Origin of the sequence: Sporosarcina sp. P32b, assembly GCF_002743335.1 — a bacterium.
In the GTDB taxonomy this organism is placed as follows: domain Bacteria; phylum Bacillota; class Bacilli; order Bacillales_A; family Planococcaceae; genus Sporosarcina.
In genome coordinates, this window is sequence record NZ_PDZB01000008.1 from 68,370 (window position 1) to 86,606 (window position 18,237).

The following is an 18,237-nucleotide window of genomic DNA, read 5'->3' on the forward strand; positions in this document are numbered from 1 at the left end:
AGAACAAAAGGAGCTTGAAATGGACGTTTATAAAATCAAAGGCGGAAAGCGACTGCAAGGAACGATCAGAGTGAGTGGAGCAAAGAACAGTGCAGTGGCTCTTATTCCTGCCGCTATTCTAGCTGACTCACCTGTTACAATTGCAGGTCTTCCCGAAATTTCAGATGTCTATACATTGCAGGCGCTCGTCGAAGAAATCGGCGGCAAAGTGGAAATGAAAGATGGCACGATGATCATCGATCCAACTGAAATCATTTCTATGCCATTGCCTAACGGGAACGTCAAAAAACTTCGTGCATCCTACTATATGATGGGGGCGATGCTTGGCAAGTTCAAGCACGCAGTCATCGGATTACCTGGAGGTTGTCACTTGGGTCCACGCCCGATTGATCAACATATAAAAGGCTTTGAAGCACTGGGTGCCAAAGTTGAAAACGAACACGGTGCTATTTATTTGCGTGCAGATGAACTGTATGGCGCGAAAATTTATTTAGACGTCGTCAGCGTGGGAGCTACAATCAATATCATGCTTGCTGCTGTTAAAGCAAAAGGTAAAACGATTATTGAGAACGCTGCGAAAGAACCTGAAATTATTGATGTCGCGACTTTGCTTTCCAATATGGGCGCGAATATTAAAGGTGCAGGAACGAACGTTATTCGTATTGAAGGTGTAGAAACATTGCACGGTACGAAACACACAATTATTCCAGACCGTATTGAAACAGGTACACATATGATTATGGCAGCTGCAATTGGCGATGGTGTCACAATCGATAATGTCATTCCGTTGCACGTTGAAGCTGTCACAGCGAAGCTTCGCGAAATGGGCGTAAAAGTAGAAGTCGGTGAAGAACAGATTTTTATTCCGAAAACGGAAAAACTTCATGCAGTTGATGTGAAAACTCTCGTATATCCAGGATTCCCAACAGACTTGCAGCAGCCGTTTGGTGTTTTATCGACACAGGCGGAAGGTTCATCTATTCTGACAGACACGATCTATCCAGCACGCTTTAAACAAATCGATGAGCTTCGTCGAATGAATGCGGACGGTAGAGTTGAAGGTCGTTCAGCTATCATAACAGGACCAACAGAATTGCAAGCTGCAACGGTTGAAGCAACAGATTTACGTGCAGGTGCCGCGTTATTAATTGCAGGATTATTAGCGACCGGAGAAACAGAAATTCATGAAATTGAACATATTGAACGCGGCTATGGCGATATCATTAACAAGCTACAAAACCTCGGTGCCGATATTAGTAAAGTAAAAGTACTCACTCCGTCTTCAATTTCTGAGTGACGCTAATTGCCAAAACGTGTATAATAGACTCAAACGACACATCCATTTCGTAGAAAGTAGCCGATGGATGCGGACGTAGGCAAATGAAAGGTAATACGCAATACGCGCCTTACCGCAAACAGGAGGAACAAAACATTATGGAACGTAGTTTATCAATGGAATTAGTGCGTGTAACAGAGGCAGCAGCCGTAGCGGCAGCTCGCTGGATGGGACGCGGTTTGAAGAACGAAGCAGACGACGCGGCAACAGAAGCAATGCGTACAGTATTCGACACAATTCCTATGGAAGGTGTAGTCGTAATCGGTGAAGGTGAAATGGACGAAGCACCTATGCTATATATTGGCGAAGAGCTTGGAACAGGTCACGGACCCGCTGTAGATATCGCTGTTGATCCAGTTGAAGGTACGAATATCGTAGCAGCAGGTGGATGGAACGCACTAGCTGTTCTTGCGGTTGCAGATAAAGGCAACTTGCTAAACGCACCGGATATGTACATGGACAAAATTGCAGTCGGACCTGAAGCAGTTGGTAAAATTGATATCGACGCAAGCGTTACAGATAACTTGAAGGCTGTAGCAAAAGCGAAGAATAAATCAGTATCTGACTTGGTTGCATCTGTTTTGAACCGTGAACGTCACGCAGACATTATCGAAGAAATTCGTGAAGCGGGCGCACGTATCAAATTGATCGAAGATGGCGATGTAGCAGCAGCTATTAACACTGCTTTCGATGACACAGGTGTAGATATTTTATTCGGCAGAGGCGGTGCTCCTGAAGGCGTAATCGCAGCAGTCGGATTGAAATGTCTAGGCGGAGAAATCCAAGGACGTCTCGTTCCTTCAAATGATGAAGAGAGAGAACGTTGCATCAAGATGGGTATTGACGTAAACAAAGTTCTAATGATGGACGATTTGGTAAAAGGAGACGACTGTATTTTCGCAGCAACAGGCGTAACAGACGGCGAATTAATGGATGGCGTGCAGTTTAAAGGTTCATACTGCCGAACTCAGTCGATCGTTATGCGCTCGAAATCAGGAACTATTCGTTTCGTAGAAGGTCGCCACAGCATGAAGAAAAAACCTCTTCTCGTAATGCAAGACTAACTCCCTCAACACCCGGTGTCACAGCCGGGTCTCTATTTCCTAAAAAACTATCTAGATCCATAATGTCCGGCTACTAAAAGAAAGGAAGTACATCACGTACTCTCCTTTCTATTTACTGTGCCGAATTTTCCATACAATAAATGAAGAGTGGTGTACGCATAGATGACAATGATTACCCTCGCGGACCTTGAGAATATGACGCTGAAAGAGCTATACTCTCTAGCAAAGCAGTTCAAAATTACCAACTATAGCAAACTAACAAAGAAAGAATTGGTCTTCGCTATATTGAAATCCCGCGCAGAACAAGAAGGCTTCTTCTTCATGGAAGGCGTCCTCGAAATTATTCAATCTGAAGGATACGGATTCCTACGTCCAATTAATTACTCATCCAGTTCAGAAGATATTTACATCTCGGCATCTCAAATTCGTCGCTTCGATTTGCGTAACGGCGACAAAGTAACAGGGAAAGTTCGTCCACCAAAAGAAAACGAACGTTTCTATGGTTTATTACAAGTAGAAGCAGTCAACGGGCAAAATCCGGAAGTTGCACGTGAACGCGTTCATTTCCCGGCATTGACACCTTTGTACCCGGATCGTCAAATTAATTTAGAAACATCAAAAAGTAATGTGTCTACACGGATTATGGACCTTGTTTCACCTGTCGGATTTGGTCAACGTGGATTAATTGTCGCTCCTCCGAAAGCCGGAAAAACGACATTGTTGAAAGAAATTGCCAACTCGATCACAACAAACCATCCGGACGCGGAACTTATTGTCCTATTGATCGATGAACGTCCAGAAGAAGTAACGGACATCGAACGTTCTGTCAAAGCAGACGTAGTCAGTTCGACATTTGATGAAGTACCGCAAAACCATGTGAAGGTGGCAGAACTCGTACTCGAACGCGCAATGCGTCTCGTCGAAAGTAAACGCGACGTCATCATCCTGATGGACTCCATCACACGACTAGCGCGCGCATTCAACCTAGTCATTCCACCGAGTGGACGAACACTATCCGGAGGAATTGACCCAGCGGCTTTCCACCGACCCAAAAGATTTTTCGGTGCTGCACGTAACATTGAAGAAGGCGGAAGCTTAACTATTCTTGCCACAGCCCTAATCGAAACCGGCTCACGCATGGACGAAGTTATCTACGAAGAATTCAAAGGAACCGGCAACATGGAACTCCACCTAGACCGCAACCTAGCCGAACGCAGAATCTTCCCTGCACTCGACATCCGTCGCTCCGGCACACGAAAAGAAGAACTACTCATTCCCAAAGACAACTTGGAAAAACTATGGGCTATCAGAAAGACATTTTCAGACTCCCACGACTTTACCGAACGCTTCATGAAAAAACTAAGCCAATCCGAAAACAATGCAGAATTCTTCGACAAACTGAACGAGGAAATGAAGGCTAAAAAAGGTAAAGGCCTTATTTGATTAATTATGTTTTTGGGTTTAGCTTTTTGCATTTAACCCAACATAAAAAAGTGATGTACGTACTTAAAAAGTAAGATTGCAGCGGAAGCCGAGGGGCGACTCCGGGAGGATCAGCCCGAACGTTGAGACAACCAAAAGGGAGCCTCGCGACCTGGTTGGCTCAACAAGTGGCCCTCCAGAAAGCGTCCCCTCGGCTGCAGCGGAAATCCAAGCCCTAACTAAGTCCGCCTATGCCCATTAAATACCCAAATCAAACAGTTGCACAACGTATCGAATTTTGCTATACTAATCAAGTACAGTTTTCTGTACACCGCATATACGGCTGACAAACACGGGTCGTGTACGGCATCGATCGTTTTATTGACAACTGGTCAATAAAACATCCATAATTTCACACTCTGTTCCAGATGGTTCAGGGCGAAAGGAGAGATATCGATGAAAGCAGGAATTCATCCCAATTACAAACTTGCAAAAGTAACTTGCTCATGTGGCAATACATTTGAAACAGGTTCTGTAAAAGAAGATATTCGAGTGGAAGTATGCTCAGAATGTCACCCATTCTATACTGGCCGTCAGAAGTTTGCTACTGCAGATGGACGAGTTGACCGTTTCAACAAAAAATACGGCATCAAGTCAGAAGAACAAGAGTAATAAAAGCCAGATACCCGTCAGGTGCAGTCGTGCCAGACGGGTATTTTTATTAATTTAGCGCGTAGTTTAGCAAATATAGAGGGATTAATGTTAACTTTTTAGTGGAGTTTGCTCTATTGTTGTCGTTAAGTGCTCAATGTGTGCGTGTATTCGCTCATAGTTGCGTGTAAAGCGCTCAAACTGTGTGTACCCGCTCATAGTTGTGCGTAAAGCGCTCAAACTGTACGTATACCCGCTCATAGTATCGCGCTAAGCGCTCTATCCAAGCAGCTACCCGCTCATAGTCACACGTCAAGCGCTCTATCCAAGCAGCTACCCGCTCATAGTCACACGCCAACAGCTCTACCCGCAGTACCCGTTGCACCCGCAACACCCGCAACACCACTCAAAAACCCACATACATAAAGCACGATCAGTGAAAGGAGATTGACCATGTACGTTACAATGCAAGGCGGCTGGATGGAAGTCATCTGCGGCAGTATGTTTTCAGGTAAATCGGAGGAGCTCATTCGCCGGATTCGTCGGGCAGAATTTGCCAAACAAAAGATTGCGGTATTCAAACCGGCCATTGACGATCGGTATAGCGAGGAAGCTGTGGTCAGCCACGATGGTGCTTCAACTATTGCCAATCCTATTTCCAAAGCGAGTGAAATACCGAATCTCGTATCAGATGATTTCGATGTGGTCGCCATTGATGAAGCACAATTTTTTGATGAAGATATTATAAATGTCGCGATCGAACTAGCAGATCGCGGATTTCGCGTGATCGTGGCAGGACTCGATCAAGATTTCAAAGGCGAACCGTTTGGGCCGATGCCGGAACTAATGGCGGTAGCGGAACTGGTGACAAAACTTCAAGCGGTCTGTACCGTTTGCGGATCACCTTCAAGCCGAACACAACGATTGATAGATGGACAACCCGCATGCCAAGATGATCCAATTATTCTGGTCGGTGCGTCCGAAGCATACGAACCACGTTGCCGTCAGCACCACGAAGTGCCTGTCAGCCGCGCGCAGTATGTAAAATAAACATCATTCCGTCTATCCTTACGCACGTAAGGATAGACGGTTCTGTTATATACTAGTATATAATTCATTATTTCAGAAGAGGTGAACCGACTATGTTCGATAGACTGCAAGCAGTAGAAGACCGTTATGATCGACTCAATGAACTACTTAGTGATCCCGAAATCGTCAATGATCTGGATAAATTACGAAGCTATTCAAAAGAACAATCTGATTTACAAGATACGGTCGAAGTATACCGTGAATACAAAGATGTCTACACTCAATATAACAATGCAAAAGAAATGCAAGATGAGCCACTTGATGATGAAATGAAAGAATTAGTGAAAATGGAAATCGATGAACTCGAAGACCGTATCGAGTCTCTTGAAGAACAATTAAAAGTATTGTTGATTCCAAAAGATCCGAATGACAATAAAAGTGTCATCATGGAAATCCGAGGCGCAGCGGGCGGAGACGAGGCAGCTTTATTTGCTGGTAGTCTGTATCGTATGTATACACGGTTCGCGGAAATGAATCATTGGAAAGTGGAAGTAATTGATTCATCCCCAACTGAACTTGGCGGATTTAAAGAAATCATTTTCATGATCGATGGCAAAGGTGCTTATTCCAAGTTGAAGTATGAAAACGGAGCGCATCGCGTGCAACGTGTACCGGAAACGGAATCGGGTGGACGAACGCATACGTCGACTGCTACTGTTGCCTGCCTGCCTGAAGCAGAAGAAGTAGAAATTGAGATTCATGACAAAGATATCCGTACCGATACATTCGCGTCATCTGGACCGGGCGGACAATCCGTCAACACGACGATGTCTGCTGTGCGTCTGACGCATTTGCCGACAGGGACGACGGTATCGATTCAAGATGAAAAATCTCAAATTAAAAATAAAGAAAAAGCGATGAAAGTCTTGCGTGCACGTGTTTACGATAAGTTTATGCAAGAAGTGCAAGCGGAATACGATGAAAAACGGAAAACGGCCGTTGGATCAGGAGACCGTTCCGAGCGTATTCGCACATATAACTTCCCACAAAATCGTGTGACGGACCATCGAATCGGTTTGACCATCCAAAAACTCGATCAGATTATAGAAGGGAAATTGGATGAAGTAATCGATGCGTTAATTATAGAAGAACAAGCACATCGCTTGGAAAGCTTGGATCGCAATGACTGAAACACTATTTGCGTCCGTGCAACGAGCGCAGCAGTTGCTACAGGAACGCGGAATGGACGTGCATGCGGCTGAATTAGCTATGCGTTCGGTCACAGGAATGAGTCAGGCGAATTATTTGGCGAGTTTTCGTGATCCTATTTCGCATGAAATGGATTCACAGTTCTGGGCAATTATCACGGAATTACTAACTGGTAAGCCGATTCAATATATTCTTGGTGAAGAGTCTTTTTACGGCTATTCATTCGAAGTCAATGAACACGTCTTGATTCCGCGTCCTGAAACGGAAGAACTTGTCCATTATGCATTACAACGAGCGAATCAATTATTCGGAGATCAAGTCATTCACGTGGCGGATATTGGAACGGGTAGTGGAGCCATTGCCGTGGCATTCAAAAAAGAACGACCGACTGCAAAAGTGACCGCCACTGATTTCAGTGAATCTGCGCTTGAAGTTGCAAAACGCAATGCAGAGCGGAATGAAGCGGATATAACCTTTATGCAAGGGGATATGGAAGTACCGTTGAAACAACAGAAATGGGATATCGTCCTATCCAATCCGCCCTACATCGCAGAACATGAAAAATCAGTTATGTCACCAACTGTTTACGAATTCGAACCGCAAACGGCGTTATTCGCTGAAGAAGAAGGTCTCTACTTTTATCGAAGACTAGCAGAGAACTTATCTCCTTTGATGAATCGTCCTGCGCTCATCGGTTTCGAAATCGGCTATCAGCAAGGATTGATCGTGCAAGGATACTTGCAGAAATCCTTTCCGCAAGCGACTGTGGAAATCATTCAGGACATCAATAAAAAAGATCGAATGATATTTTGTGAGATTCAATGAATAAAATCCCTTCCTGCGGGTCAAGATAGAGTGCAGGAGGGGATGACATGTTACAAGATTATCCAATTAACGAACAACCGACTCAAACTTCGAAACTAGTGGCATTTATAGAATTTGTACTTATATTACTTACTATACAAGCGGTGTTGCTTGTATTCGGTCAACAGGCAACTGCGGATGAAGCGACGCAATTTCGCATTCTTGCAAACTCTAATACTGTAGCGGATCAACAAGTGAAACGAGATGTTCAAGAGAAAATCGCACCATTACTTGAGCAGGCAATCAATCAATCTACGAACACGCAGCAAATTAATGATAAGCTTCAAATGTTAGAACCGGCGCTTCTTGAAATCGCAAAAGCACAAGTAAACGGTGCTCACGTAACGCTTGAGCATAGTGCCGCAGTGATTCCACCGAAACGGGTAGGGTATTTCATTCAGCCGCAAGATGTATACGATGCATATGTCGTGAAAATCGGTGCGGGCCGAGGCGATAATTGGTGGTGTTCATTGTTTCCTAATGTTTGTTTCCCTGAAGAAGCTACAGTGACTGAAACAGAAGAACAAGAACCTGTTACATTCTTCATTTGGGAGTGGATAAAGTCGCTGTTCGAATGAACATATTCACAATTTTTGTGGATAAAATCGATAAAATGTGTATAAAGAGGGGTTGAGCAAGTGGACACTTTGCAAGAAACAGTGGATAACCAAGTGGATAACGATAGAATCTATGAACAGGCTGTGGATATCCTCAATTCTGGGGGGATAGTTGCCTTCCCGACTGAAACAGTTTACGGATTAGGAGCCATTGCGACAGATGAGCAAGCAGTACAGCGGATCTTCGAGGCAAAAGGAAGACCTTCGGATAATCCGCTGATCGTACATATTGGGAATCAGTCCGACATCAAGAAATACGCAACAGATATTCCTGAAATCGCAGACATACTAATGAAAGCATTTTGGCCGGGACCATTGACGTTAATTATGGAGAGAAAGCCTGGAGTCATTGCAGATGTCGTGACAGCGGGACTAAATACAGTAGCTATCCGTATGCCTGACCACCCGATAGCATTGGCATTACTGCGCAAACTGGATCAGCCTTTAGCGGCACCGAGTGCAAATCGTAGCGGGAAGCCAAGCCCGACGGAAGCGGATCATGTCTATCACGACTTAATTGGTAGAGTTCCGCTGATTTTAGATGGCGGGGAGACAGGAGTAGGCCTTGAATCCACTATTTTGGATATCACGGTCACACCGCCTGTCATTTTGCGTCCGGGCGGCATTACGAAAGAGCAGCTGGAAGAGTTAATTGGCACCGTTCATATGGCGACGCTACCTACAGATCAAACAGCAACACCACGTGCGCCAGGCATGAAATATGCTCATTATGCGCCTGAAGCACCGCTTTTCATCATCGAACCGAATGCGGATTCTATTGCGTATGCGCTAGACACTATTCATCAACAAAATAAACGAGTCGCGATCATCGGACCTGATGAGTTATACACAGAACATGCGGATTGGTACTTTTTCACTGGTTCTATCAACAGTCGTGAAGCGATGGCGTCGAGTCTCTACAAAGCGATTCGCCAATGCGACAATACAGAGGCAGATATCATCCTCGCAATTGAGACCGATCATTCGGGTATCGGTGCAGCGGTTATGAATCGTCTCGATAAAGCATCGGACGGCAAGCGTTTCACCGAGTAACATTTCGATAATGAGGAATAGCCCCCTTTAGCACCCGCATAAGATTAGTAGATGCGAGAATTGCGAGGGGGCTACTTTTTTGATAGAAATCATAGCGGCTATCATTACAACGGTCGATATCCTGATCGTCTATACATTACTTCAGCTACGGCGAGGTCGCTTGATGATCATGCTGTGGACTACTATACTGAATGTGTCGCTGCCGCTCATCGGTTTCTACGCAGGGGAATGGGTGATGACCATTTTCGCGGGATGGGGTCATGCGCTCTCGGGTGTATTGCTTTCACTCATAGGTCTTCACATTCTCCTCTCGGACAGTGAAGAGCCATCAGTGGTTAATAAAATCTCCCCATTTTTCTTAGCGCTGATCGTCAGCATAGATGCATTCGGAGTGAGTGTGACATTCGGTATGATGCAGCTGAATAAATGGCTGTTTGCTTTGGCGTCGGGCTTCTTTTCGATCATATTTTCGGCAATCGCTTTATTGTACACAGGCCGCTTGCGTGTAATTAATGGCACGTTTATTCGCCGATTAGCAGGTATTGTATTCATATGTATGGGCGTATTGTCCTTATTTTTCTGAAAAAGTGTTTCTTTTTTCTCATAAATCCGTTATTCTGTAAAGTAGGTGAAGAAAATGAATATTTATTTTATTTGTACAGGCAACACATGTAGAAGTCCTTTGGCAGAAGCATTAGTCAATCATGCCAACATGCCAGGCATTACGGCGAAATCAGCAGGTATTCATGCGATAGATGGCTTGCCGATTTCCCCGAACTCAGCACGGTTGTTGACGGAAGAAAAAATTCCATTCACTCCCTATTCTAATGAAGTCAAATCTGCTGATATGGAGTGGGCTGATCTTGTGTTAACGATGACAGCAAACCATCGAGATATTCTGCATAATTGGTATCCTGCAATGAAAGAAAAAGTGTTTACATTAAAAGAATACGCGGGTACAATGGCAGGTCTTGATGTACATGATCCATATGGTGGAGATCTAGAAACATACCGCACCACATTTCATGAGCTGACAGAACTCATTAACTCCGTCATCCGAAAGCAAGCGGAGGGGAACTTATGAAAGAACCGAAAAAAGTAGGGCTACGAGCGAAACTTGTCTTATTTATCGTTATTCTTGCAGTCATCACGTATACGACGAGTGCGGTATTCATTAACTGGGTACAGCCAACGTTTTTCCCGAATGTACGTCCATTCGTTTTTCAACTGCTTACATACGCGATGGGCATTATGTGGTCAGGTATTTTAGCAGCCATGTTCAGCACTATTTTAACCAAGCCATTGCAACGTTTGGAAACTGCTGCTATGAAAGTGGCAGATGGGAAAATTGGTACGGATATTCAACTACCGAACTCATCGGATGAAATTCATTCCGTTTCCAAAGCATTCCAGCAAGTAGTCGTCAATTTGCGTAGTATTATTGAACAAATCGAATCCAACTTCCAAGCTACTGCCCAATCCGTCGATGAATTGACGAAAGAGACAAGCGCTGCATCCGGTCAATCCGACGCCATTGCGCGCACGATTGGTGAAATTTCCGATGGCGCAGAAAACACTTCCGAATCGATTCGCGAAACAGTCAATGCGATAGAAGACATTCGGCAACTTGCAGTGGAAGTCAATAATCGAGCAGGACAATCATCCGAGCAATCTAAAGTAATGTTAAAGGAATTACACGCGACTACAGAGATCTTCCAATCGGTATTAGCGGGTATTCATCAGATGAGCAATCAAAGCGAGCATTCATTGGAAACGATACAAGTACTCGATGAAAATGCTCATAAAATCAGTGAAATCGTAGAACTCGTCGGCAACATCGCGGGTCAGACAAATCTATTGGCGCTTAACGCATCTATAGAAGCAGCGCGAGCAGGGGAGCACGGTAAAGGCTTCGCTGTCGTCGCGGAAGAAGTCCGCAATTTAGCGGATGAAAGTGCAAAAGCCGTCCAAATGATTTCCGGGCTTGTTCAAACGATCCAATCAGATGTCAAACAAGTCGTCGCTGAAATGAAACAGCAAGTAGAAACGGCATCCACTGAGGCCAAACGTGCGACGAAAACAAACGGAAACGTTGAAACGATGACCGCCACTATCCAGACGATGGCCCTTTATGTAGAAGAAATTGGTCAAATCGTTGGCGATCAAATGCAAACGATCGAGCATACGGCTAAGCAGTCGATGGAAGTAGCGACGATCGCAGAGCATACGTCAGCTGGTGCAGAAGAAGTTCGTGCGGCCACTGAAGAGCAAGTGGCGTCGATAGACCAAACGAAAAACAAGGCGTTGGAGCTAAAGGAGCAGTCGGAAGAGTTGTACAAAGTCATCCGGAGGTTCGACCGTACGCCTATGTAATTAATTAAGACGATTCTGGGGTGTTTCATGCTCTGGGTCGTTTTTTTGTTTGGGTTGTTGTTTTTACTTGTTGAAGTGCTGTCGGGTTACGTTTCTGTTTAGAGTACGTAATAAGCGGCAATGGGTTGTGGTTCTTGCACGTGCATTTTCTGCTTCTTGTTTGATCAGGAGGTTGTGGTTTAGCTGTCTATGTAAGTGGCGAGTCCATTGTCCTCACTTCGGCGCTGGTGGATGGCTTTCGCGAGGAGCCAGAGACAGGAAGTTCGCCTGTCTTTGTCTCCTCGCTACGCCTACCACAGCAGGCGCCTTCGTTAGATTGGGTGTACGGCAGTTCTTACACTTCTTTTGCTAGAAATACATACTAGCTATCACGATGTCACTGATCTTCTTCCCCTTAGAACCACAACTAGAATAAATACCACTTAGTAGCGCAGGCACAACTGCGGGGTAGGCCGTGGCCGGGAGACAACTGGCAGCACCACCGCCAGCTGGCTCCTGGCTGGAGGCAATCCCCCACGTGCCTGCGCGAGTCCAGAAAGCAGACACTCACTAACTCCAACACCCAACGATCAGTCGAGCAACGCCCCCCAACAAAAGTGTTAAAGACCTGCAGTCGCATAGTCTTTTAGCCAAACGCGTTTCCATATTGGGTAAGGTTCGAAATTTATCCTACTTAGAACCACAACCAAAATAAATACCACTCAGTAGCGCAGGCACAACTGCGGGGTAGGCCGTGGCCGGGAGACAACTGGCAGCACTACCGCCAGCTGGCTCTTGGCTCGAGGCAATACCCCACATGCCTGCGCGGATCCAGAAAGTGAACACTTACTAACTGAGTCCCCAACCAGCAGTCGAGCAACGCCCCGAACAAAAGTCACAAAGACCCGCAGCCGCATAGTCTCACCCGCCAACCGCGTTTCTCAGTCGGGTGACGTCCCCACTTCGGAAAAGGGCAATCTCGCCCCTCACACGACTTCATAGACCTCAAACACGTACAATACTTTCATTCTATTCATATAACATTCGTCTTTATGACAAAACTTCAACGTTTCAAAATGAAAAATTCAAAAATAGTACAGTAAAACCGATGATTTTTTTATCGAACAATGATAGAATAAGCGATAAGTAAAAATAGAAATGAGGGTGCGCAGTGAAAGTTGCAATTTCTTCAGACCACGGAGGCAATAACCTCCGAAAAGAGATCACCAATCTATTAACCGAACTCGACATAGAATTTATCGACTACGGACCGGATGCCGACACTTCCGTCGACTATCCAGATTATGCAGTACCAGTAGCAAATGACGTTGTAGCGGGGAAAGTAGACCGCGGAATCTTGATTTGCGGCACAGGAATCGGCATGTCCATTTCAGCCAATAAAATCAAAGGCATCCGTTGCGCGCTCGTTCATGATGTATTCAGCGCAAAAGCAACACGCGGACATAACGACTCCAACATATTAGCAATGGGGGAACGCGTGATTGGGCCAGGACTAGCACGAGAAATCGTTAGCGCTTGGCTTGAAACCGAATTTGAAGGCGGCCGTCACGAGCGCCGTATAAATAAAATGATGGAACTTGAAAAGAACTAAAGGAAGCAGGTGGAACAAGTGGATGCCATTCAATTATGGAAACTGCAACTAGAACAAGCATTGACCGAATTTGCCGAACAAGCACCACCTGCCGAAGAAACGATTTTCGTCGTCGGTTGTTCTACTTCTGAAGTAGCAGGTGCACGGATCGGTACGAACGGCGCACTTGAAATAGGAGAAGCATTATTCGCACCGCTTCAAGCGTTTGCGGATAAATATCATGTACATTTAGCTTTCCAAGGCTGCGAGCACATTAACCGTGCGGTCACATTGGAACGTAAGACGGCACAGCAATTTCATTTGGAACCTGTATCCGTCGTGCCTGTTTTTAAGGCGGGTGGCTCGATGTCTACCTATGCGTACAAACAATTTAGCGATCCTGTCGTAGTGGAAGCGGTACAGGCAAATGCCGGTATCGACATCGGACAAACTTTAATTGGCATGCAAATGAAGCCGGTTGTAGTACCAATCCGTACATCTATTAATAAAATCGGTGAAGCTGTCATCACACTTGCGACAACTCGTCCGAAATTAATTGGCGGAAGTCGTGCGAAATACGAGTAAACCGTGTACAATACAAGAAAATATAAAACTATCAGAAAAAGGGGATACTATCCAATGGACTTAAGCAATGTACAACGCGAAGATGCGGCAATTTATGAAGCAATCATGGCTGAAAAGAATCGTCAAAACTCGAACATCGAATTAATTGCATCTGAAAACTTCGTAACAGAAGCGGTAATGGAAGCACAAGGATCATACTTGACGAATAAATACGCTGAAGGATATCCAGGCAAGCGTTACTATGGTGGATGTGAGCACGTAGACGTAGTTGAAAACATCGCACGCGATCGCGTAAAAGAAATTTTCGGTGCAGCATATGCAAACGTACAGCCACACTCCGGTGCACAAGCAAACATGGCTGTTTACTTCACAGCACTTGAGCCTGGCGACACAGTCCTTGGGATGAACCTTTCTCATGGCGGTCACTTAACACACGGTTCACCAGTTAACTTCTCTGGAAAGCTTTATAATTTCGTAGATTACGGTGTGACAAAAGAAGAAGAAGTGATCGACTATGAAGACGTTCGTCAAAAAGCACTTGAGCACAAGCCGAAAATGATCGTTGCGGGTGCAAGTGCATACCCACGTGCAATCGACTTCGCGAAATTCCGTGAAATTGCGGATGAAGTTGGCGCATACTTGATGGTAGATATGGCACACATCGCAGGTCTAGTCGCAGTAGGCGAACATCAAAACCCAGTTCCACACGCACACTTCGTGACATCCACAACACATAAAACATTGCGTGGACCACGTGGCGGTATCATTCTATTGAATGAAGAAACGGCTGAAGAATTCGGCAAGAAAATCGACAAAACAGTATTCCCAGGCGTTCAAGGTGGTCCGTTGATGCACGTAATCGCTGCAAAAGCGGTAGCATTCAAAGAAGTACTGGATCCTTCATTCAAAGCATATGCACAACAAGTGAAGAAAAACGCTGTAGCATTGGCTGAAAAACTACAATCAGAAGGTATCGACGTCGTTTCTGGCGGAACAGACAACCACATCGTACTTGTGAAGCTGAAGTCACTTGAACTAACAGGTAAAGTAGCAGAGCACGTACTGGACGAAATCGGTATCACTGTAAATAAAAACACAGTACCATTCGATACAGAAGGACCATTCATCACGTCTGGTATCCGCATCGGTACACCGGCTGTTACAACACGTGGTTTCGTAGAAAAAGATATGGTGGAAGTGGGCCGTATCATCGCAACATTGTTGAAAAACCACGAAGACCCAACAGCAAAAGAAGCAGCACGCAAAGACGTTACAGCTCTAACAGATCAGCATCCTCTATATAAGTAAGAAAACTAGCGCCTGACCTTGTGTCGGGCGTTTTTCTATGTGGTGGGTGGGTGTTTAAGAGCGGATATTGGGTGTTATAGGGCGGTTGTGCGTGGTGATTGAGCGGATGGATTAGTATATAGAGCGTATCCGCCGGCCTATAGAGCGTTTCGGCAAACAGATAGAGCGTATCCACCGGCCTATAGGGCGTTCCGGCAAACAGATAGAGCGTATCCGCCGGCCTATAGAGCGTTCGGGCAAACAGATAGAGCGTATCAGCCAGCCGATAGAGCGAATACCAAAGAAGTAAGATTATTCACAGAAGTGAATGTCCTTCACACGATATTTTCATTATGACAAATCACACAAGTTCACTGCGCCTCGCGCTTGATTTCTGTTATAATGTACAAGATATTCCGAAAAGGAGCGATACCAATGGGAAAAGTACATGTATTTGATCATCCATTAATTCAGCACAAATTGACGTTTATACGAAAGGTCGATACAGGAACGAAAGAATTTCGCGAGCTTGTGAACGAATTAGCCACACTTATGGCATTCGAAATTACACGTGATCTTCCTACACAAGAAATTACGATCCAGACACCAGTCTGCGAAGCAAAATCACGTATTTTGGCAGGGAAAAAATTAGGGATTGTTCCGATCCTACGTGCAGGCATTGGCATGGTAGACGGTATCATCGATTTAATTCCAGCTGCAAAAGTAGGACATGTTGGATTATTCCGCGACCCAGAAACGCTAAAGCCTGTTGAATACTTTGTAAAGTTGCCTTCTGACGTGGCTGAGCGCGAATTCATTGTAGTGGATCCGATGCTTGCGACGGGTGGAACTGCAGTCGAAGCGATCAATTCAATGAAAAAGCGTGGCGCGGTGAACATCAAGTTTATGTGCCTAGTTGCTGCTCCTGAAGGCGTCGAAGTTCTGACGAAAGCACATCCGGACGTGGACGTGTATATCGCGGCGCTAGACGAAAGATTGGATGAACATGGCTATATCGTCCCTGGATTAGGTGACGCGGGTGACCGTTTATTCGGCACGAAATAATGGAGGGATCATTCATTGACTAAGAAATGGAAAGTGATGACGATTTTCGGCACGAGACCGGAAGCTATTAAAATGGCGCCTCTCGTTCTTGAGCTTGAAAAGCATCCAGACGAAATCGAATCAATCGTTACCGTCACTGCCCAGCATCGTCAAATGCTTGACCAGGTGCTGGAAACATTTAAAATCACACCAGACTATGATTTAAATATCATGAAAGACCGTCAGACGCTAATTGATGTAGCGACGCGCGGCCTTGAAGGTTTGGATAAAATAATGAAAGAAGCGCAACCGGATATCGTGCTCGTCCACGGTGATACATCGACGACGTTCATCGGTAGTCTGGCGGCATTCTATAATCAAATTTCAGTAGGTCACGTTGAAGCAGGGTTGCGTACGTGGAATAAATATTCTCCGTACCCTGAAGAGATGAACCGCCAACTGACTGGGGTTATTGCCGATCTTCATTTCTCACCAACTGAAAGATCAGCGCAAAATCTGATCGACGAAGGTAAAAACAAGGATCGTATCTATGTCACAGGCAACACGGCAATCGACGCATTGCAAACGACGGTAGATCCAGATTATCATCACCCGATATTTGATACGCTTGGAGACGACCGTTTAGTGCTATTGACTGCACACCGACGTGAAAACCTCGGCGAGCCAATGCGCAATATGTTCCGTGCAATCAATCGCTTGCTCGACAAACACGATGATATCCAAGTGATCTACCCGGTACACATGAATCCGGCTGTACGTGAAGTGGCGGATGAACTACTAGGCGACAACGATCGTATTCACTTGATCGAGCCGCTAGAAGTGTTGGACTTCCATAACTTCGCAGCGCGTGCGCATATCATCCTCACAGACTCGGGCGGCATCCAAGAAGAAGCACCATCCCTTGGAAAACCTGTCATCGTTCTACGGGACACAACCGAACGCCCAGAAGGTATCGATGCAGGAACATTGCGTTTAGCAGGAACGGAAGAAGAAAACATCTTCCAACTATCCGACGCACTCCTATCGGACGATGCGGAGTATGAAAAAATGTCCAAAGCCCACAACCCTTACGGCGACGGCCACGCATCAGCACGAATAGTAGAATCGCTACTCAAATATTTACATTCACTATAAGAACCAAAACAGCAGAGAATATTCATCTGCTGTTTTTTTCTGTTTGCAAATAAAGTGGTTAAGAGAGGGGAGGGGCTTGTGGTTCTGGATTTCCGCTCCAGATGGGGAACGCTTTCTGGAGGGTGTGGCTTACTAAAATGTAACCATGCTCCTAACGCTACGGCTTTCGCTGAACCTCACAGAGTCGCCCTTATCTTCCGTTACAATCCTACTTTTATAGTGGATGGATGTAGATCACTTACTAATAGTAGAGTGTAAATCATGGTTATTAAACTTACTTAAGTATAACTGCTAAGCTATTTACAACCTCAACTTCAGTAAACTACAAAAAGTATCCTCCACTCAGTTTGCAAGGGAGTGGCGCGTAGGAGGGGCGACTCCCGATGGATCAAGCCGATCAGGTGAGACAACCAAAAGGGAGCTCGCGACCTGGTTGGCTCACCGCGGGCCCATGGGAAAGCGTCCCCTCCGAAGCGCAAAGCACAACCCCAACAACCCGTCAGCCTTCAAAGTATTAAATCAACGACGCTCAGAATAATTCAAACTGAAAACACTAACAATTCCCCGTTCAAATCTAGCCCGAAAGACTGCGATGAAAGCTCTTAAACAAATATGTCGAATGTTTGACAAAGACAACACATTGTGAAATTAATCACTTGAATCAATTGACATAAAAAACCCTCTATTGTATGCTAACAAAGGGTAAGATTGATAAGGAACTCATACATAAATTGAGTACAGAAATCATGTTTCGTAGGTTTCAAGTCTTCACTCGGAAGCGCCAAATCTTGTTTCTTAGTCGACGTCGCACATAGCAACGTCACCTGGTGGACGGAAAAGGCGATTCACTTACAATTTCCAGATTCCTTTTCAAGGGATCTATGTCGTTGAAAAAACTCAAAACGACAAAGACTCAAAACTCGACACAAGTCGGGAATTACTGAACACTTCAGACGCTGTAATCCAAAATACGAATTG

17 protein-coding genes are annotated in these 18,237 nt (G+C 45.2%); all 17 read left to right on the forward strand.

The genetic code is table 11. The annotated features are described in order from the left end of the window. Positions 1-19: 19 nt before the first annotated feature. The 17 genes from CSV64_RS07830 (at position 20) to wecB (ending at position 17,259) form a co-directional block, all read left to right on the forward strand. Positions 20-1,297 (forward strand): UDP-N-acetylglucosamine 1-carboxyvinyltransferase, encoded by a 1,278-nt coding sequence (locus CSV64_RS07830; protein ID WP_099634590.1) that lies wholly within the window; start codon positions 20-22, stop codon positions 1,295-1,297. A gap of 137 nt (positions 1,298-1,434) precedes the next feature. Further along, positions 1,435-2,400: a class II fructose-bisphosphatase gene (glpX, locus tag CSV64_RS07835; protein ID WP_099634589.1), complete on the forward strand. Its 966-nt coding sequence runs from the start codon at positions 1,435-1,437 to the stop codon at positions 2,398-2,400. Between the two features lie 162 nt (positions 2,401-2,562). After that, positions 2,563-3,843 carry a transcription termination factor Rho gene (gene rho / locus CSV64_RS07840; RefSeq protein ID WP_099634588.1) on the forward strand — a complete coding sequence of 427 codons (1,281 nt, stop codon included), beginning with the start codon at positions 2,563-2,565 and terminating at the stop codon, positions 3,841-3,843. A gap of 435 nt (positions 3,844-4,278) precedes the next feature. Further along, on the forward strand, positions 4,279-4,494 hold the full coding sequence (rpmE, locus tag CSV64_RS07845; RefSeq protein WP_099634587.1) for a 50S ribosomal protein L31: 216 nt from the start codon (positions 4,279-4,281) through the stop codon (positions 4,492-4,494). Positions 4,495-4,926: 432 nt separating this feature from the next. After that, entirely contained in the window at positions 4,927-5,523 is a 597-nt protein-coding gene (locus CSV64_RS07850) for a thymidine kinase (RefSeq protein WP_099634586.1), read from the forward strand. Positions 5,524-5,615: 92 nt separating this feature from the next. Then, positions 5,616-6,692, forward strand: a complete 1,077-nt coding sequence (prfA, locus tag CSV64_RS07855) for a peptide chain release factor 1 (RefSeq protein ID WP_099634585.1) — start codon at positions 5,616-5,618, stop codon at positions 6,690-6,692. After that, the gene (gene prmC, locus CSV64_RS07860; RefSeq protein WP_099634584.1) at positions 6,685-7,536 is read left to right on the forward strand and encodes a peptide chain release factor N(5)-glutamine methyltransferase; all 852 of its coding nucleotides are present in this window, start codon (positions 6,685-6,687) and stop codon (positions 7,534-7,536) included. Before prfA ends, prmC begins: the two co-directional genes overlap by 8 nt. A 47-nt stretch (positions 7,537-7,583) precedes the next feature. Further along, positions 7,584-8,153 (forward strand): stage II sporulation protein R, encoded by a 570-nt coding sequence (locus CSV64_RS07865; protein ID WP_099634583.1) that lies wholly within the window; start codon positions 7,584-7,586, stop codon positions 8,151-8,153. 60 nt (positions 8,154-8,213) lie between these two features. Continuing rightward, the gene (locus tag CSV64_RS07870; RefSeq protein ID WP_099634582.1) at positions 8,214-9,245 is read left to right on the forward strand and encodes an L-threonylcarbamoyladenylate synthase; all 1,032 of its coding nucleotides are present in this window, start codon (positions 8,214-8,216) and stop codon (positions 9,243-9,245) included. 79 nt (positions 9,246-9,324) lie between these two features. After that, positions 9,325-9,828, forward strand: a complete 504-nt coding sequence (locus CSV64_RS07875; RefSeq protein ID WP_099634581.1) for a manganese efflux pump MntP — start codon at positions 9,325-9,327, stop codon at positions 9,826-9,828. Positions 9,829-9,882: 54 nt separating this feature from the next. Then, positions 9,883-10,329 (forward strand): low molecular weight protein arginine phosphatase, encoded by a 447-nt coding sequence (locus CSV64_RS07880; RefSeq protein WP_099634580.1) that lies wholly within the window; start codon positions 9,883-9,885, stop codon positions 10,327-10,329. Next, positions 10,326-11,618, forward strand: a complete 1,293-nt coding sequence (locus CSV64_RS07885) for a methyl-accepting chemotaxis protein (protein ID WP_099634579.1) — start codon at positions 10,326-10,328, stop codon at positions 11,616-11,618. The genes CSV64_RS07880 and CSV64_RS07885 overlap by 4 nt, the downstream gene beginning before the upstream one ends. 1,150 nt (positions 11,619-12,768) lie before the next feature. Continuing rightward, on the forward strand, positions 12,769-13,209 hold the full coding sequence (gene rpiB / locus CSV64_RS07895) for a ribose 5-phosphate isomerase B (protein ID WP_099635432.1): 441 nt from the start codon (positions 12,769-12,771) through the stop codon (positions 13,207-13,209). Positions 13,210-13,227: 18 nt separating this feature from the next. Then, on the forward strand, positions 13,228-13,773 hold the full coding sequence (locus CSV64_RS07900; protein ID WP_199168606.1) for a TIGR01440 family protein: 546 nt from the start codon (positions 13,228-13,230) through the stop codon (positions 13,771-13,773). 54 nt (positions 13,774-13,827) lie between these two features. Next, complete coding sequence (gene glyA, locus CSV64_RS07905) at positions 13,828-15,081, forward strand: serine hydroxymethyltransferase (RefSeq protein WP_099635434.1); 1,254 nt, start codon at positions 13,828-13,830, stop codon at positions 15,079-15,081. Between the two features lie 414 nt (positions 15,082-15,495). After that, the gene (upp, locus tag CSV64_RS07910; RefSeq protein WP_099635435.1) at positions 15,496-16,125 is read left to right on the forward strand and encodes a uracil phosphoribosyltransferase; all 630 of its coding nucleotides are present in this window, start codon (positions 15,496-15,498) and stop codon (positions 16,123-16,125) included. A 15-nt stretch (positions 16,126-16,140) separates the two neighbouring features. After that, positions 16,141-17,259 (forward strand): non-hydrolyzing UDP-N-acetylglucosamine 2-epimerase, encoded by a 1,119-nt coding sequence (gene wecB, locus CSV64_RS07915; RefSeq protein WP_099635436.1) that lies wholly within the window; start codon positions 16,141-16,143, stop codon positions 17,257-17,259. Positions 17,260-18,237 lie beyond the last annotated feature (978 nt).

Excerpts from the sequence above, each read along its gene's own strand:
- prmC (WP_099634584.1), top strand. The coding sequence starts at position 6,685 with ATGACTGAAACACTATTTGCGTCCGTGCAACGAGCGCAGCAGTTGCTA.
- glyA (WP_099635434.1), top strand. The coding sequence starts at position 13,828 with ATGGACTTAAGCAATGTACAACGCGAAGATGCGGCAATTTATGAAGCA.
- CSV64_RS07830 (WP_099634590.1), top strand. The coding sequence starts at position 20 with ATGGACGTTTATAAAATCAAAGGCGGAAAGCGACTGCAAGGAACGATC.
- rho (WP_099634588.1), top strand. The coding sequence starts at position 2,563 with ATGACAATGATTACCCTCGCGGACCTTGAGAATATGACGCTGAAAGAG.
- CSV64_RS07880 (WP_099634580.1), top strand. The coding sequence starts at position 9,883 with ATGAATATTTATTTTATTTGTACAGGCAACACATGTAGAAGTCCTTTG.
- CSV64_RS07850 (WP_099634586.1), top strand. The coding sequence starts at position 4,927 with ATGTACGTTACAATGCAAGGCGGCTGGATGGAAGTCATCTGCGGCAGT.
- rpmE (WP_099634587.1), top strand. The coding sequence starts at position 4,279 with ATGAAAGCAGGAATTCATCCCAATTACAAACTTGCAAAAGTAACTTGC.
- glpX (WP_099634589.1), top strand. The coding sequence starts at position 1,435 with ATGGAACGTAGTTTATCAATGGAATTAGTGCGTGTAACAGAGGCAGCA.
- CSV64_RS07885 (WP_099634579.1), top strand. The coding sequence starts at position 10,326 with ATGAAAGAACCGAAAAAAGTAGGGCTACGAGCGAAACTTGTCTTATTT.
- prfA (WP_099634585.1), top strand. The coding sequence starts at position 5,616 with ATGTTCGATAGACTGCAAGCAGTAGAAGACCGTTATGATCGACTCAAT.
- CSV64_RS07865 (WP_099634583.1), top strand. The coding sequence starts at position 7,584 with ATGTTACAAGATTATCCAATTAACGAACAACCGACTCAAACTTCGAAA.
- upp (WP_099635435.1), top strand. The coding sequence starts at position 15,496 with ATGGGAAAAGTACATGTATTTGATCATCCATTAATTCAGCACAAATTG.